At 66.2% G+C, this 17,207-nt stretch carries 12 protein-coding genes; 11 read left to right on the forward strand and 1 reads right to left on the reverse strand.

Features of this window, described 5'->3' with window-relative positions:
- Nucleotides 1-275: 275 nt before the first annotated feature.
- Complete coding sequence (locus ACUTAF_RS15730; protein WP_445580833.1) at nucleotides 276-1,667, reverse strand: PhoH family protein; 1,392 nt, start codon at nucleotides 1,665-1,667, stop codon at nucleotides 276-278.
- Nucleotides 1,668-2,138: 471 nt separating this feature from the next.
- Between ACUTAF_RS15730 and yaaA the strand changes: the two genes are divergently transcribed.
- From yaaA to ACUTAF_RS15785, 11 genes are all read left to right on the forward strand, one after another.
- Nucleotides 2,139-2,918: a peroxide stress protein YaaA gene (yaaA, locus tag ACUTAF_RS15735; RefSeq protein ID WP_445580834.1), complete on the forward strand. Its 780-nt coding sequence runs from the start codon at nucleotides 2,139-2,141 to the stop codon at nucleotides 2,916-2,918.
- Between the two features lie 542 nt (nucleotides 2,919-3,460).
- Nucleotides 3,461-4,771, forward strand: coding sequence for a GDP-mannose 6-dehydrogenase (gene algD, locus ACUTAF_RS15740; protein ID WP_445580835.1), 1,311 nt, complete (start codon nucleotides 3,461-3,463; stop codon nucleotides 4,769-4,771).
- Nucleotides 4,772-4,818: 47 nt separating this feature from the next.
- The gene (locus ACUTAF_RS15745) at nucleotides 4,819-6,300 is read left to right on the forward strand and encodes a glycosyltransferase family 2 protein (protein WP_445580836.1); all 1,482 of its coding nucleotides are present in this window, start codon (nucleotides 4,819-4,821) and stop codon (nucleotides 6,298-6,300) included.
- Between the two features lie 26 nt (nucleotides 6,301-6,326).
- Nucleotides 6,327-7,490, forward strand: a complete 1,164-nt coding sequence (locus ACUTAF_RS15750; RefSeq protein ID WP_445580837.1) for an alginate biosynthesis protein Alg44 — start codon at nucleotides 6,327-6,329, stop codon at nucleotides 7,488-7,490.
- A 4-nt stretch (nucleotides 7,491-7,494) separates the two neighbouring features.
- Complete coding sequence (gene algK / locus ACUTAF_RS15755) at nucleotides 7,495-8,871, forward strand: alginate biosynthesis TPR repeat lipoprotein AlgK (RefSeq protein WP_445580838.1); 1,377 nt, start codon at nucleotides 7,495-7,497, stop codon at nucleotides 8,869-8,871.
- 14 nt (nucleotides 8,872-8,885) lie between these two features.
- Nucleotides 8,886-10,337, forward strand: coding sequence for an alginate export family protein (locus ACUTAF_RS15760; RefSeq protein WP_445582459.1), 1,452 nt, complete (start codon nucleotides 8,886-8,888; stop codon nucleotides 10,335-10,337).
- Nucleotides 10,338-10,348: 11 nt separating this feature from the next.
- A complete protein-coding gene (algG, locus tag ACUTAF_RS15765) occupies nucleotides 10,349-11,908 on the forward strand; it encodes a mannuronan 5-epimerase AlgG (protein ID WP_445580839.1) in 1,560 nt (519 codons plus the stop codon).
- 11 nt (nucleotides 11,909-11,919) lie between these two features.
- A complete protein-coding gene (locus tag ACUTAF_RS15770; RefSeq protein ID WP_445580840.1) occupies nucleotides 11,920-13,347 on the forward strand; it encodes an alginate O-acetyltransferase in 1,428 nt (475 codons plus the stop codon).
- 7 nt (nucleotides 13,348-13,354) lie between these two features.
- Nucleotides 13,355-14,434 carry a mannuronate-specific alginate lyase gene (locus ACUTAF_RS15775; RefSeq protein WP_445580841.1) on the forward strand — a complete coding sequence of 360 codons (1,080 nt, stop codon included), beginning with the start codon at nucleotides 13,355-13,357 and terminating at the stop codon, nucleotides 14,432-14,434.
- A 132-nt stretch (nucleotides 14,435-14,566) separates the two neighbouring features.
- Nucleotides 14,567-16,030 (forward strand): MBOAT family O-acyltransferase, encoded by a 1,464-nt coding sequence (locus ACUTAF_RS15780; protein WP_445580842.1) that lies wholly within the window; start codon nucleotides 14,567-14,569, stop codon nucleotides 16,028-16,030.
- Nucleotides 16,031-16,043: 13 nt separating this feature from the next.
- On the forward strand, nucleotides 16,044-17,174 hold the full coding sequence (locus ACUTAF_RS15785; protein WP_445580843.1) for an alginate O-acetyltransferase: 1,131 nt from the start codon (nucleotides 16,044-16,046) through the stop codon (nucleotides 17,172-17,174).
- The last annotated feature ends 33 nt before the right edge of the window (nucleotides 17,175-17,207 follow it).

Here is a 17,207-nt window from a genome sequence, read left to right on the forward strand (position 1 = left end):
TCCCGCGAAGGCGGGAGCCCAGGGACTACGCAGGTTCTGGATTATTCCCCTTCGGGCCAGCGCAAGCGCTGTTCAGCGATAAAGCTGCTGTCCCGCCTGCGCGAGAATGACGGCTATTTCAGAGTTCCCCTAGGATTGAGTCCGCGGCTCGCCAGGCATCAGTTCTCAGAGAGTACTCGCTGAGCCACCCACCGACATCCCGCTATAACGATCTGGTGATACGACATGAACTGAATTCCTCGTCTATGACTTGGAATCTTTTCGGCCACACCTCCTTACATATGGCTTTCCGCGTATTCGGCGAGGATCGAGCGCGGCACCCCTTGCAGGGTGATGTGCACGCCGTGGGGGAAGTCCTTGAAGCGTTCGGTCAGGTAGGTCAGGCCCGAGCTGGGCGCCGACAGGTAGGGCGTGTCGATCTGCGCCAGGTTGCCCAGGCAGACCACCTTGGAGCCGTTGCCGGCGCGGGTGATGATGGTCTTCATCTGGTGCGGGGTGAGGTTCTGGCACTCGTCGATGAGGATCAGGCTCTGCTGGAAGCTGCGCCCTCGGATATAGTTGAGCGATTTGAACTGCAGCGGCACCTTCTGCAGGATGTAGTCGACGCTGCCATGGGTGTTCTCGTCGTCCATATGCAGGGCTTCGAGGTTGTCGGTGATGGCGCCGAGCCAGGGCTCCATCTTCTCCGCCTCGGTGCCGGGCAGAAAGCCGATCTCCTGATCCAGCCCCTGCACGCTGCGAGTGGCGATGATGCGCCGGTAGCGCTTGCTGACCATGGTCTGCTCGATGGCCGCGGCCAGCGCCAGGATGGTCTTGCCGGAACCGGCGGCGCCGGACAGGTTGACCAGGTGGATGTCCGGGTCGAGCAGGGCGAACAGCGCCAGCGACTGGTACACGTCGCGCGGCTTCAGGCCCCAGGCCTCCTGGTGCAGCAGCGGCTCCTGATGCATGTCGAGGATCACCAGCTCATCGTCCTTGATCGCCTTGATCCAGCCGACGAAGCCCTGCTCGTCGAGGATGAACTCGTTGATATGCACCGCCGGCAGGTTGTCGATCAGCTGCACGCGGTGCCAGGTGCGGCCGTGGTCCTGACGGGTCTCCACCTTGCTGACGCGGTCCCAGAAGGAGCCGGTCATGTCGTGGTAGCCCTTCGACAGCAGCGAGACGTCGTCCACCAGCTGGTCGGTGTGGTAGTCCTCGGCGTCGATGCCGCATGCGCGCGCCTTCAGGCGCATGTTGATGTCCTTGGTCACCAGCACCACGGACAACCCCGGATTGCGCGATTTCAGCTCCACCAGCTGGTTGATGATCTTGTTGTCGTTGAGGTCTTCGGGCAGCCAGGTGATGGGAGCCGCGCGCTTGCTCATGAGGATCGACAGCAGCCCGCAGGGACCGCTCTTGCCGCGCTGGATGGGCACGCCGTATTCCACTTCCTCGGGTTCGGCCCCCGCGAGGATCTGGTCGATCAGGCGGATGGCCTGGCGACATTCGGCTGCGACACCGTGTTTACCGGATTTGAGCTTGTCGAGTTCCTCCAGCACCGTCATCGGAATGGCGACGTGGTGTTCTTCGAAGTTCAGCAAGGCGTTCGGATCGTGGATCAGGACGTTGGTGTCGAGGGCGTAGAGGGTTGGAGCGGTGGGCTTGGAGCGTCCGTGGTCATCCATACTCGGTCACCTTCTTGTAGTAGCCAAGCGACGCAATAGCAGAGCGATTCTGCGCCGCGGAGAGGCCGCCGACTCCTCAGTGCCGGGGCTGAGAAGGTGCAAGCAAGGTGAGGGCCAGTGGCCGCCACCTGTCTGCAGGTTTCGGCGGTCTTGCTGTTTTATTACTCCAATTCACATGACAGAAAAACGTTTTTTTATCGGCATGCAGGTTTATTTTCCGAGGCGACAGATAGTGCTTGGCGTGCCGCCGACTCCCCCGTTAAAGTCCGAAGTCCTACCCGCTGCAATCCGCCTTCCCTCCCCGCCCCCAGGTGCAGCACGCCGCGCCAATCGAGTGCAGAGACCCTTTCCGTCGCGACGCCTGCAGAGTACCGGCGCCGGCGCGGCATGGTCTTTTCAATCGCCCCCATAGGTGGTCTTGCCCGGCCTCAGCTTCTAGAATCGCCGCCAGACTTTCAGGAGCAGATGTCCATGCTGATGGTGATTTCGCCGGCCAAGACCCTCGATTACGAGACCCCGCCCGCGACCACGCGCTTTACCCAACCCGAGTACCTCGACCACGCTCAGGAGCTGATCGGCCAGTTGCGCGAGCTGAGCCCGGCGCAGATCGCCGAGCTGATGCACCTGTCGGACAGGCTGGCCGGGCTGAATGCCGCGCGCTTCGGCAGCTGGCAACCGGACTTCACCCCGGCCAACGCCAAGCAGGCGCTGCTGGCGTTCAAGGGCGACGTCTACACCGGCCTGGCCGCCGAGGACTTTTCCGAGGCCGACTTCGACTTCGCCCAGCGCCACCTGCGCATGCTCTCCGGCCTGTACGGCGTGCTGCGCCCGCTGGACCTGATGCAGCCCTATCGCCTGGAAATGGGCACCAAGCTGGTCAACGCGCGCGGCAAGGACCTCTATGCCTTCTGGGGCGAGCGCATCAGCGGCTGGCTGAACCAGGCGCTGGCCGAGCAGGGCGACGGAGTGCTACTCAACCTGGCCTCCACCGAGTATTTCGGCGCGGTCAAGCGCAAGGCGCTGAACGCGCGAATCATCGACACCGAGTTCAAGGATCTGAAGAACGGCCAGTACAAGATCATCAGCTTTTATGCCAAGAAAGCCCGCGGCCTGATGGCCCGCTACGTGATCAAGCATCGCCTGAGCCAGCCCGAACAGCTGACGGCGTTCGACTCCCAGGGCTACCGCTACAGTGCCGAACACTCCAGCGCGGACAAGCTGGTATTTCTGCGCGACCAACCGCAAGACTGACCCCCCCCGCACACGGGACGCGTCCGCGTCCCGTTATTTCCCGCCCATGAACTTTGCAGAACTTGCAAAGTGCTATCGCGCAACTCGCAAAGTGCTATCGTGCAACTTGCACGCTGCCATCAAAGTGCAACCAGCCTTCGTTCAGCTTCAATTCAGAAAGAGGACGAACGGTAGGAACTATCGCAAAAGCCCGACACTCATACAGCCCGTAACACAATTTGTTAAATACCCCTTCAGGGTCATTTGACAGCGTCCCGATGTCGAGCTTCGGCTCAGCGGAACAAGGCATTCAAGAATACAGGCGAGATTTTCCGGGAGATCGATCACTCAACCAGAAATACCGAGCTAGAGCCTTCTCTCAGGCCAGCCAGATGAACCCAGAGGGCCACCGCTAACACAACAGGCCCACCCCAGGTGCCAGATCCGGCGCCCCACTCTACTTATGCCTAAATGAACTTGCCGAATATAAAAGCAAGTTTAGCGGACAGTTGCGGCCGTTTGGCCGGGAATGAAAATTATAGTAAACGGATGAGGTGAATGCCATGCGAATCAGCATTTTCGGTTTGGGTTATGTAGGTGCCGTATGTGCCGGTTGTTTATCGGCGCGCGGTCACGAAGTTATTGGCGTGGATATATCCGCGCATAAGATCGAGCTGATCAACAACGGCAAATCGCCAATCGTCGAACCGGGTCTGGAAGAGTTGCTGCAACAGGGTCTGCGCCAGGGTCGCCTGCGCGGAACCACCGATGTCGCCGCCGCCGTGCTGGAGAGCGACGTGTCGTTCATCTGCGTCGGCACGCCGAGCAAGAAGAACGGCGACCTGGAGCTGGACTACATCGAAGGCGTGTGCCGCGAGATCGGCTTTGCCCTGCGCAACAAGCCCGGCCGCCACACCGTAGTGGTGCGCAGCACGGTGCTGCCGGGTACCGCGAAGAACGTGGTGTTGCCGATCCTCGAGGATTGCTCCGGAAAGAAGGCCGGCGTCGATTTCGGCCTGGCGGTCAACCCCGAGTTCCTCCGCGAGAGCACCGCGATCAAGGACTACGACTTCCCGCCGATGACCGTGATCGGCGAGCTGGACAGCGCCTCCGGCGATCTGCTGGAAAGCATCTACAGCGAACTGGACGCACCGATCATCCGCAAGGACATCGAAGTCGCCGAGATGATCAAGTACACCTGCAACGTCTGGCACGCGGCCAAGGTCACCTTCGCCAACGAGATCGGCAACATCGCCAAGGCGGTCGGCGTCGACGGCCGCGAGGTGATGGACGTGATCTGCCAGGACCACAAGCTCAACCTCTCCAAGTACTACATGAAGCCCGGCTTCGCCTTCGGTGGCTCCTGCCTGCCCAAGGACGTGCGCGCGCTGAACTACCGCGCCGGCAGCCTGGACGTCGAGGCGCCGCTGATCGGTTCGCTGATGCGCAGCAACGCCGCCCAGGTGCAGAAGGCCTTCGACATCATCGCCGGGCACGACCTGCGCAAGGTCGCCCTGCTCGGCCTGAGCTTCAAGGCCGGCACCGACGACCTGCGCGAGAGCCCGCTGGTGGAGTTGGCCGAGATGCTGATCGGCAAGGGCTATGACCTGCGCATCTACGACCGCAACGTCGAGTACGCCCGCGTCCACGGCGCCAACAAGGACTACATCGAGTCGAAGATCCCGCACGTCTCCTCGCTGCTCAACAGTGACCTCGACGCGGTGATCGACAACGCCGACATCATCGTCCTCGGCAACGGCGACGAGCGTTTCGCCCACCTGGCCGCACAGGCACCCAGCGGCAAGCGGGTGATCGACCTGGTCGGCTTCATGCCTCACGCCAGCAATGGCGTGACCGAAGGCATCTGCTGGTAAGGCCAAGCGTGCCCGTGCGCCCTGCGCGCGGGCACCGAGAGACGCATATGGACAAGCTCAAGAACGGCCTCAACCAAGCCAGCGGCTGGCTGCTGTACCTCAGCGCGCTGATGCTGCTGGCGCTGGCGCTGCCGCGTACGGTGTTCGACCCCGACTCGCGGGACTTCCTCCTGCTGATCGGCATCGTCGGCATCTGGCGTTATTCCATGGGCGCCCTGCACTTCGTGCGCGGCTGCCTGTTCCTCTACCTGGTGTACCCCTGGTATCGCCGCAAGGTGCAGAAACTCGGCAAGGATGCCGCCCCCTCTCACGTCTACCTGCTGGTCACCAGCTTTCGTATCGAGGCGCTGACCACCGCCATGGTCTACCAGTCGGTGATCCGCGAGGCGATCGACTGCGGCTACCCGAGCACCGTGGTCTGCTCCATCGTCGAGCTGTCCGACGAGCTGCTGATCAAGACGCTGTGGGCCAAGGCCCAGCCGCCGGCGCACGTCAAACTGAACATCGTGCGGATTCCCGGCACCGGCAAGCGCGACGGCCTGGCCCACGGCTTCCGCGCCATCTCCCGACAGCAGCCGGATCGCGATGCAGTGGTGGCGGTGATCGACGGCGACACCGTGCTCGAGCCGGGCGTGGTGATCAAGAGCGTGCCCTGGTTCAAGCTCTTCCCCAACGTCGGCGGCCTGACCACCAACGAGTTCTGCGAGGTGCGCGGCAGCTACCTGATGAGCGAGTGGCACAAGCTGCGCTTCGCCCAGCGCCACCTCAACATGTGCTCGATGGCACTAAGCAAGCGCGTGCTGACCATGACCGGGCGCATGTCGGTGTTCCGCGCCAGCGTGGTGACCGACCCCGAGTTCATCCGCGACGTGGAGAGCGACCACCTCGAGCACTGGCGCCTGGGCCGCTTCCAGTTCCTCACCGGCGACGACAAGTCCAGCTGGTACAGCCTGATGCGCCTGGGCTACGACACCTTCTACGTGCCGGACGCCGCCATCAACACGGTCGAGCATCCGCCGGAGAAGAGCTTCGTCAAGGCCAGCCGCAAGCTGATGTTCCGCTGGTACGGCAACAACCTGCGGCAGAACTCGCGCGCCCTGCGCCTGGGCCTGGGACGCCTCGGCGCCTTCACCAGCCTGGTGCTGCTGGACCAGCGCGTGTCGATGTGGACCTGCCTGCTCGGCCTGTGCGTGGCGATCATCGCCAGCGTCAAGTACAGCCTGATGTACCTGCTGATCTACCTGCTGTGGATCGGCAGCACACGCCTGGTTTTGACATTGCTGCTGATGCTCTCCGGCCACCGCGTCGGCCCGGCTTATCCGGTACTGCTCTATTACAACCAGATCGTCGGCGCGCTGGTGAAGATCTACGTGTTCTTCCGCCTCGACCAGCAGTCCTGGACGCGCCAGAACACCAAGCTCAACCGCGGCCTGTCCAGCTTCGCCAACTGGTTCAACAGCTGGTCGTCGCGCGCCATGACCTTCTCTGCCTCCTGTGTATTCATCGCCGCGCTGTTGGCGCTGGTATGACCGAACTCGAATAGGAACTAGCCACCATGAACTCAGTCGCCAACCTCAACGTCGTCCATGAGTCCGAGGCCCAGCGCCAGCATGCCCGGGTCAAGCTGCCCGGGCGCCTGCGCTACAGCAATGCCCAGCGCGAGCGCATCGACGTGCGCCTGCTGGATGTCTCCGCCGGCGGTTTCAGCTTCGCCAGCGAACGCACCGCGCACAAGGTCGGCGACTTCCATCGCGGCCAGCTGCAGTTCCAGCTCGAAAGCATGGTGCTGGGCCTGGACATGGAGTTCCAGGTCAACTCGGTGAACGCCGATCAGGGCCGTGTCGGCTGCCAGTTCCACAGCCTCGGCCCGCGCGAAACCGCCGCCCTGCGCCACCTGATCAGCGCCCACCTGGCCGGCGAGCTGGTCAACGTCGGCGAGGTGCTGCACATCCTCCAGCGCGAGAACTTCACCAAGGCGCGCAAGGCCGGTGCCGGCGGCGGCATGGGCTGGTTCGGGCGGCTGCGCGCGGTGTCGTTCAGCGCCGCGATCTTCCTCGTCGGCCTGGCCGCCTTCGGCTACATCGGCAAGTCGATCTACGGTCTGTACTTCGTCACCCATGCGCAGTCGGCGCAGATCAGCCTGCCGGCGCTGCAGGTCACCATGCCGCGCGAAGGCAGCGTGCAGAGCCTGGTGCAGGCCGACGGCGTGGTGGAAAAAGGCGCGCCGATCGCCACCTTCACCACCAGCATGCTGGAGATGCTCAAGGGCCATCTGGGCGAGGAACAGCTCGAGCCGAGCCAGATCGAGGCGCTGTTCGCCCGCGAGATGCAGGGCACCCTGACCAGCCCGTGCAACTGCAAGATCGCCCGCCAGCTGGTGGCCGACGGCCAGTTCGCCAGCAAGGGCGACGTGATCTTCGAACTGGTGCCGCAGGACGGCATCGCCACCGTCAACGCCAGCTTCCCCTACCGCCATCTGGAACAGGCCCGTCCGGGCAGCCCGGTGAGCTTCAAGGTGGCCGGCGAAGACGAGCCGCGCCGTGGCGAGATCGTCAGCAGCAGCCTGCACGAAGGCGGCCTGTCGTCCGACATCCGCGTGCAGATCAAGCCCGAACAAACCCTGCCCGCCAGCCTGGCCGGCCAGCCGGTGGACGTGGTCATCGACCGCGGCCCGTCGCTGGGCTGGCTGGTCGACCGGGCCATTGCCGCCGGACGTTAACGCCATGCCTAGACCACTTCTGCGCCCCGCCCTGCTCGGCCTGGCCGTGGGCGCCGCCCTCGCCGGTTGCGCCGGCCTTCCCGATGAACGCCTGGCCCGCGAGGCACTGCAGCGCGGCGACCAGCAGACCGCCGAGCGGCATTTCCGCCAGCTCGCCGAACTGGGTTACGACGAAGCGCAGATCGGCCTGGCCGATCTGCATGTCGCCAACGGCCAGCCGCAGGATCTGGCCGAGGCCGAACGCGTCTATCGCCAGGCCCAGGACGGCTCGCCGCGGGCCAAGGCGCGGCTCGGCAAGCTGCTGGCGCGCAAGCCCGGCAGCACCTCCGCCGAGCGCCAGGAAGCGGCCGAACTGCTGGAGACCGCCAGCCGCGCCGGCGAGGCCGGCGTGCTGTTGCCGCTGACCGAGCTCTACCTGTTCTACCCACAGGACTTCCCCGCCATGAACCTATCGCAACGCATCCATGACTGGCGCCAGCAGGGACTGCCGCAGGCCGAACTGGCGCAAATCCTCGTCTACCGCAGCGACGGCAGCTACGACCAACACCTGGGCGAGATCGAGCGCATCTGCCAGGCCGGCCTGAGCGCCAACGACGTCTGCTACGTCGAGCTGGCCACCGTGTATCAGAAGCAGGGCCGCGAAGACCAGCTCGACGCCCTGCTGAAACAGCTGATGGCCGGCTACCGCGCCGGCCGCGTGTCGCCCAACCGGGTCGATGCCGTGGCCCAGGTGCTGGCCGACGCCGAGCTGGCCCAGCCGCAGCCCGAGCGCGCACAGGAGCTGCTCGAAGCCATCGCGCCGAACCATCCGGCCGCCTGGGTCAGCCTGGCGCGGCTGCTCTACGACTACCCGCAGCAAGGCGACACCGAGACCCTGCTCGGCTACCTGGACAAGGGCCGCGAAGCCGCCCTGCCGCGCGCCGAGCTGCTGCTCGGGCGCCTCTACTACGAGGGCAAGCTGCTGCCGCAGGAGCCGCGCAAGGCCGAGCAGCACCTGCGCAAGGCCGCGCCCAGCGAACCCAGCGCCAACTACTACCTGGGACAGATCTACCTGCGCGGCTACCTCGGCGAGGTCTACCCGCAGCAGGCGCTCGATCACCTGCTCAGTGCCGCCCGCGCCGGCCAGCTCAGCGCCGACTTCGCCCTGGCGCAGATGTTCAGCCAGGGTCGCGGCGTCAAGCCGAACCCGGTCAACGCCTACGTCTTCAGCCAGCTCGCCCTGCCGCGCAACACGCCGCAGGCCCACGAACTGGCCCATGCCGTCGCCCAGAGCCTGAACCCGGCGCAACTGGCCGACGCCCAGCGCCTGCTGCAAGAGGAACGCGAGGCGCGCGGCAACGCCTGGCGCGAGCGCAACAGCCTGCAGGCCAGCCAGCCATGAACAAGGACACCCGTATGCAGCTCAATCGAATCGTCAGCCAGCTCGGCCTCGGTGCCAGCCTGCTCGCCGCCGGCAGCGCCTGGGCGGCCGACAACCAGACCGACTTCGGCCTGGACATCAAGATCACCGCGCAGTCCGAGGACGACCGCGACCTCGGCACCCGTGACGGCGGCGACGTCAGCGGCCTCGGTCTCGACCTGCGCCCCTGGGCCTATGCCCAGCGCGGCGACTGGAGCGCCTTCGCCATGGGCCAGGCGGTGACGGCCACCGACACCATCGAGACCGACCCGCTGCAGCGCGCCGGCGAAGACGGCGAAACCGCCAGCAGCAGCCGCAGCGACGCGCGCCAGCCGGACGACAGCTACCTGGCCATGCGCGAGTTCTGGGTCGACTACCGCGGCCTCACCGCCTACCCCGGCGAGCGTCTGCGCTTCGGTCGCCAGCGCCTGCGCAGCGACGACGGCGCCTGGTGGGACAGCAATATCGAGGCCCTGCACTGGCGCTTCGACAGCACCCTGCTGCAGGCCGATATCGGCGTCGCCGAACGCTTCTCCGAATACCGCACCGACCTCGACGAGCTGGCCCCGGAAGACGAGGATCGCCGCCACTACTTCGCCGGGCTCAGCTACCAGTGGACCCCGGGCCATCGCATCGGCGCCAAGCTGCACCACAGCCGCGACGACGGCAGTCTGGCGAACGTCGGCGAGCGCATCGACGAGCTGAGCAAGCGCTACACCGGCGACCTCACCTGGTTCGGCCTGCACGCCGACGGCGGCTTCTTCGAACGCGACTCGCGCAACCGTCTCAACTACTGGGCGCAGATGACCTGGCTCAAGGGCGACACCGACCAGCTGCAGCAGCAGGTGGTCGGCGACGAGCGCCTGGCCAACGGCTCGCGCAGCCAGGACGTCGATGCCTGGGCGCTGGACCTGGGCCTGCGCTACAACCTCGACGAGCACTGGAAGATCGGCGCGGCCTATGCCCGCGGCAGCGGCGGCGGCGACGAGGACGAGTCGCGCCAGTTCGTGCAGACCGGCCTGCACAGCAACCGCGCCAATTTCACCGGCGTCGAATCGCGCCTGCACCGCTTCGGCGAGGCCTTCCGCGGCGAGCTCTCCAACCTGCAGGTGGCCAGCGCCTTCAGCTCCTGGCAGCTGGGCGAGGACTACGACGCCAGCCTGGTCTACCACCGCCTGTGGCGCGTGGATGGCGACCAGGACATCGGCGACAGCGGCGTCGATGCGCCGCTGGTGGCCGGCGAGAAGGACGTCGGCCAGGAAGTCGACCTGGTCCTGACCCGCTACTTCAAGCAGGGCCTGCTGCCGGCCTCGGTGGCGGAACAGCTCGACGAGCGCTCGGCCCTGGTGCGCCTGCGCGGCGGCGTGTTCCTGCCCGGCGACGCCTACGGCAGCGGCACCGACTCGGTGATGCACCGCGCCTTCGTCGACTTCATCTGGCGCTTCTGAGGAGAGATCCCATGCCACGCAGGATCAACAAGCGCCTCGCCTTCTGCCTGCTCGGCGCCGGCTGGCTGCTCGGCGCCGTGCAGCTGGCCGCGCCGCCGGCGCTCGGCGCCGAGGGCGAGCACCAGTTCGACTACCGCGTGCGCAGCGCGCCGGCCGAGGAACTGCACCTGGAGGCGCCCAAGCTGCCGGATCTGTCGGGCTACACCATGGACGCCGTGCTGGCCAAGATTCCGCGCGAGCAAAAGGGCCGCGTGGTGGTGCGGCGCATGCTGCGCCAGGACGCGCTGAAGGACTTCACCGGCGGCAACGAGCGTCTGCGCGAATGGATCGAGCGCCAGCAGGGCATGCCCCAGGCGATCTTCATCGAGGGCGGCCTGGTCACCGCGCAGGAGCTGGCCAAGGCCCTGCCCGACAGCCAGTTCGCCGAGCAGGAGCCGGGCGTCTATCTCGCCCGCCTGCCGATCGTGGTCGCCCAGGGCGCGGCGCTGCACGTCGGCAAGCAGACCCGCGAGCTGCGCCTGTCGCAGGAGCGCGGCGCGTTCCTGGTCAACGACGGCCAGCTGTTCATCACCGAGACCCGCGTCACCGCCTGGCGCGAGGCCGACAAGGGCCCGGCGACCTTCCGCGGCGATCCCAAGGAGTTCCGTCCGTTCCTGGTCTCCTGGGGCGGCAGCGAGCTGTACATCGCCGGCAGCGTGCTGACCAGCCTGGGCTACGCCAACTCCAAGTCCTACGGGGTGTCGATCACCCAGTACACGCCGAACATGCAGGCCCGCCTCAAGCGCGAGGAGCCGACCGGCTGGCTGATCGACTCGGAGTTCGTCGACCACTGGTACGGCTTCTACTGCTACGAAGCGCAGAACGTGGTGATCAAGGGCAACACCTACCGCGACAACATCGTCTACGGCATCGACCCGCACGACCGCTCTCACGGCCTGATCATCGCCGAGAACACCGTCTACGGGACCAAGAAGAAGCACGGCATCATCATCTCGCGCGAGGTCAACGACAGCTGGATCATCAACAACGACAGCCATGACAACAAGCTCTCCGGGGTGGTCATCGACCGTAACAGCGTCGGCAACCTGATCGCCTACAACCGCGTGCACGGCAACCACGCCGACGGCATCACCATCTACGAGAGCGGCGACAACCTGCTGTGGGGCAACCAGGTGCTGCGCAACGAGCGCCACGGCATCCGCATCCGCAACAGCGAGAACATCCGCCTGTACGAGAACATCGCCGCGCTCAACGAGCTGACCGGGGTCTACGGGCACATCAAGGACCTGTCGGAAACCGACCGTAACCTCAAGCTCGACCCCTTCGACACCAAGGTGTCGATGATCATCGTCGGCGGCACCCTGGCCGGCAACGGTTCCAGCCCGATCAACATCGACTCGCCGCTGTCGGTCGAGCTGTACCGGGTGAAGATGATCGCCCCGCGCAAGGCGAGCGGCATCCGGCTCGCCGGCATCCTCGGCGAAAAGCAGGAACAGATCCTCGACCTGCTGGTACGCCAGCGCCAGCCCGTGATGATCGACCCGATCGATCCCGAGCAGTTGACCAATTGACGAGGCCCACCATGACCGTTTCTCCGCTCAAATCCCTCGCCCTGGCCGTGGCCTGCGCCGCCTCCGCCGGCGCCCTGCAGGCGCAGGAGCGCCAGGCGCCGCACTACCAGGTGCAGGACTGCTGCTCGCTGTGCCCGGCCGCGCACGATGCCAGCCTCTACACCACCAACTACATGAAGAACTTCATCACCCTGATGGACGCCGAGGAAGGCTGGCTGTTTCGCAGCGTGGAAGACCTGCGCACCGAGTTCGGCACCAGCGAGGTCGGCTATCAGCGCCTCAAGGAACTACGCGACGGCCTCAAGCAGCGCGGCGTCGAGCTGGTGGTGGTCTATCAACCCACCCGCGGCCTGGTCAACCGCAGCAAGCTCAAGCCCGCCGACTATCAGCGCTTCGACTACGACAAGGCGCTGGCCAACTATCGCCAGGCGCTGGCGCGCTTCGAGCAGCTCGGCATCTGGGTGCCGGACCTGAGCGGGCTGACCGATGAGGACAGCGACCAGGAATTCTATTTCCGCCGCGACCAGCACTGGACGCCTTATGGCGCCGAGCGCACCGCGCGCCTGGTGGCCGAGACGGTCAAGCGCATCCCCGGCTTCGAAGACATTCCGCGCAAGGAATTCGTTACCGAACGCATCGGCCTGATGGGCAAGACCGGCACCATGCAGAACGTCGCCAGCCAGCTGTGCGGCACCGGCTATGCGGTGCAATACGTCGACCAGTTCGTCACCGAGCCGAAGGATGCCAGCGGCGGCGACGCCCTGTTCGGCGACGACAGCAGCCCGCAGATCACCCTGATCGGCACCAGCCACAGCGGCAAGAACTACAACTTCGGCGGCTTCCTGGAGGAGTACCTGGGTACCGACGTACTCAACGCCGCCTTCCCCGGCGGCGGCCTGGAAGGCGCGATGCTCGAGTACCTGGCCAGCGAGTCGTTCCAGACCGACCCGCCGAAGATCCTGATCTGGGAATTCTCGCCGCTCTACGACCTGGCCTCGGACAAGATCCACCGCCAGCTGATGGCCACCCTGAACAATGGCTGCAGCGGCACGCCGGCGCGCCTGAGCGCCAAGACCCGGCTGCGTCCGGGCAGCAACGAGGTGCTGGTCAACGGCGAGAACAAGCTGATGACCCTGGCCGGCAACCGCCACCAGCTCGACATCCGCTTCAGCGACCCCTCGGTCAAGCGCGTCGATGCCACCATCTGGTACCTCACCGGCCGCCGCGAGCAGATCAAGCTGGAGAAGCCCGACACCGTCGACACCGACGGACGCTTCGCCATCGAGTTGCGCAACGAGGCGGGCTGGGGCGAGCAGAACTTCTTCGCCCTGGAGATCGAGAAACCCGAAGACAGCGCCGAGGACCTCGAAGTCGAGGCCGCCCTGTGCCAGCGCCCCGGCGATGCCGCGCAAGTCGCCCAACGCGACGAGGCCAGCTGAGGTGCGCATGCCCAGACTCGTTGCCACCCTCCCCGTGCTGTTCGCCGGCCTGCTGCTGGGCGATCTGGCCTGCGCCGCGCTGCAGCCGCCGGCCGGCTACCGCGCCGCGGTGCAGCAGCGCCCCGGCAGCGCGCCGGCCTGCCCGACGATGCCCACGCCCTACACCGCCAACCTGGAGTTCACCAGCAAGTACCAGGGTTCGGACCAGGCGCGGGCAACCCTCAACCGCCAGGCGGAGAAGGCCTTCCGCAAGCAGACCGAGGACATCACCCGCCTGGAGAAGGAGCTGAGCAGGCTGGTCACCGGCTACATGCGCAGCGGCCAGCAGGAGCGCCTGGACTGCGCGGTGGACTGGCTCGACCAGTGGGCGCGCGCCGATGCGCTGGAGTCCGAGCAGTTCAACCATACCGGCAAGTCGATCCGCAAATGGGCCCTGGGCAGCCTGGCCGGCGCCTGGCTGCACCTGAAGTTCTCCGAGTCGCAACCCTTGGCCGACTATCCGCAGCAGAGCGCGCGGATCGAGGCCTGGTTCGTGCGCCTGGCCGAGCACACGGTGCGCGAGTGGAGCGACCTGCCGCTGAAGAAGATCAACAACCACAGCTACTGGGCCGCCTGGTCGGTGATGGCGGCGGCGGTGATCAGCGACCGCCGCGATCTGTTCGACTGGTCCGTCGATCAGTTCCGCGTGGCCGCCGGCCAGGTCGACGAGAACGGTTTTCTCGGCAACGAGATGAAGCGCCGCCAGCGTGCCCTGGCCTACCACAACTACGCCCTGCCGCCGCTGGCGATGATCGCCGCCTTCGCCCAGGCCAACGGCGTCGATCTGCGCGACGAGAACGACGATGCCCTGCGCCGCCTGGCCGAACAGGTGCTGGCCGGTGCTCGCGACCCGCAGGATTTCGCCGCGCGTAGCGGCGCCAAACAGGACATGGCGGAGCTGCGCAAGCCCTACAAGTATTCCTGGCTGGCGCCCTACTGCAGCCTCTACCCGTGCAGCGCGCAGACCCTGCAGCTGCGCGAAAAGATGGGGCCGTTCACCAGTTTCCGCCTCGGAGGCGAGGTGAGCCCGGTGTTCGAGACCCTGTAGGAGCGAATTCATTCGCGATGCTCATCGCGAAGGTCGCGGATTAATCCGCGCCTACAGGCCGTAGCAAAAACAAACCCTCCGCGCGCGGGGGGAAAGGGGGGCGCTGCCCCGGCTATTTTCGGAGAAGCACGGATGGTCTTTTCATCCAACGTATTCCTGTTCCTGTTCCTGCCGATCTTCCTCGGCCTGTACTACCTGTGCCCGAATCGCTGGCGCAACCTGCTGATCCTGATCGGCAGCTACGCCTTCTATGCCTGGTGGCGAGTCGACTTCCTGCTGCTGTTCGTCGCCGTGACCCTGTGGAACTACGCCATCGGCCTGCGCATCCACACCCACGCCGGCAGCCAGGCGGCGCGGCGCTGGGTGGTCGCCGGCGTGGTCGGCAACCTGGCCACCCTCGGCTACTTCAAGTACGCCAACTTCGGCGCGGCCAACCTCAATGCGGTGCTGGAATCCTTCGGCCTCGAGCCGTTCCTGCTGACCGCGGTGATCCTGCCGATCGGCATTTCCTTCTATATCTTCCAGTCGATCAGCTACCTGATCGACGTGTACCGCAAGGACACCGAGCCGACCCGCAACCTGATCGACTTCGCCGCCTTCATCGCCCTGTTCCCGCAGCTGATCGCGGGGCCGGTGCTGCGCTACAAGGACCTGGCCGACCAGTTCACCGGGCGCAGCCACAGCCTGGACAAGTTCGCCGAGGGCGCCACGCGCTTCATGCAGGGCTTCGTCAAGAAGGTGTTCATCGCCGACAGCCTGGCACCGCTGGTCGATCACTGCTTCGCCCTGGACAACCCCAGCACCGGCGACGCCTGGCTGGGCATGATCGCCTACACCGCGCAGCTGTATTTCGACTTCTCCGGCTACAGCGACATGGCCATCGGCCTCGGCCTGATGATGGGCTTTCGCTTCATGGAGAACTTCAACCAGCCCTATATCAGCCAGTCGATCACCGAGTTCTGGCGGCGCTGGCACATCAGCCTGTCGACCTGGCTGCGCGACTACCTGTACGTGCCGCTGGGCGGCAACCGCCACGGCACCTTCAATACCTACCGCAACCTGTTTCTGACCATGCTGCTGGGCGGTTTCTGGCACGGCGCCAACTGGACCTTCCTGATCTGGGGCGCCTGGCACGGCACCTGGCTGGCCGTCGAACGAGCGCTCGGCGTGAAAGCCGCGCCCAAGCTGTTCAGCCCGCTGAAATGGGCGCTGACCCTGCTGCTGGTGATGATCGGCTGGGTGATCTTCCGCGCCGAGAATCTGGAGGTGGCCGGGCGCATGTACGGCGCGTTGTTCGCCTTCGGCGACTGGCGCCTGAGCGAGCTGACCCTGGCGCAGATCAGCGGCCTGCAGATGGTCACCCTGGCGCTGGCCTGGGTGGTGATCGGCGCCTGCGGCGCGCGCCAGTTCCTCGCCGCCCGCCGTGCCGAGGCGCCGCTCACCGCGGTCGGCGCCGGCGCCGATGCCGGTGCCGCGCTGCAGGCGCTGGATCTGCGCCTGCTGGCGCTGCGCGGCGCCCTGCTGCTGCTGTTCTGCGCCTCGCTGCTCAAGCTCTCGGCGCAGAGCTACTCCCCCTTCCTCTACTTCCAGTTCTGAGCGGAGGTCACCCATGAATCGCCCCGTCACCACCCTCTACGTCGCACTGTTCAGCCTGCTGCTGGTGCCCACCAGCCTGCTCGCCCTCGGCGGCCTGGCGGACTACAAGCAGCCCGACGAGCCGCGCGTGCTCGACGGCAGCCTGGCCAAGAGCGTCGAGCGTCACTACGACGAGCACTTTCCGCTCAAGCAGGTCGGCATCAACCTGTGGGCGGCCCTGGAATACCTGGCCTTCGGCGAAGGCCGCGCCGGCCTGGTGATCGGCCAGGACGGCTGGCTCTACTCGGACGAGGAATTCGATCCGGTGGCCGGCGGCCAGCGCCAGCTGCGCGACAACCTCGAACTGATCCGTGGCGTGCAGCAGCGCCTGGCGCAGCAGGACGTGCACCTGCTGCTGGCGATCGTGCCGGCCAAGTCGCGGCTGTATCCCGAGCATGCCGGCGCGCATCGCCCCAGCGCCCTGCAGCGCAGCCTGTACCCGCGCTTCCACCGCGCGGTGCGCGACGCCGGCATCGCCGCGCCGGACCTGCTCGGCCCGCTGCAAGCCGGCAAGCAGCAGGCGCCGATGTTCCTGCGCACCGACACGCACTGGACGCCGCAGGGCGCCGAGGTCGCCGCCCGTGCCCTGAGCGAGGTGGTGCGCAGCGCCGTGCCGCTGCGCGGCGAGCCGCAGGAGTTCGTCACCGAGCCCCTGGAGACCCGCGCGCACCAGGGCGACCTGACCCGCTTCCTGCCGCTCGGCCCGCTGTTCGAGGGCCTGCTGCCGAGCGCCGACAGCCTGCAGCTGCGCCAGACCCATGCCGTAGGCGACGGTGGCGACGCGCTGTTCGCCGAGGCCGACCTGCCGGTGGCGCTGGTCGGCACCAGCTACAGCGCCAACCCGGCGTGGAACTTCGCCGGCGCGCTGCGCCAGCACCTGCAGCGCGACCTGGCCAACCACGCCGAGGAAGGCGGCGGCCCGCTGGTGCCGATGCTCAAGTACCTGCAGAGCGAGGAGCTGAAGAACAACCCGCCGCAGCTGGTGATCTGGGAATTCCCCGAGCGCTACCTGCCGATGGGCAACGACCTCAGCGAATTCGACCCGCAATGGCTCGCCGCACTGAGAGGCGGCGAGCAGCGGACTCTGGCCGCCGCCAGCCGTTGATGGCGGCGCGACACCTAACCATCCCCATGGAGG

It is taken from the genome of Pseudomonas sp. SP16.1 (genome assembly GCF_052682975.1).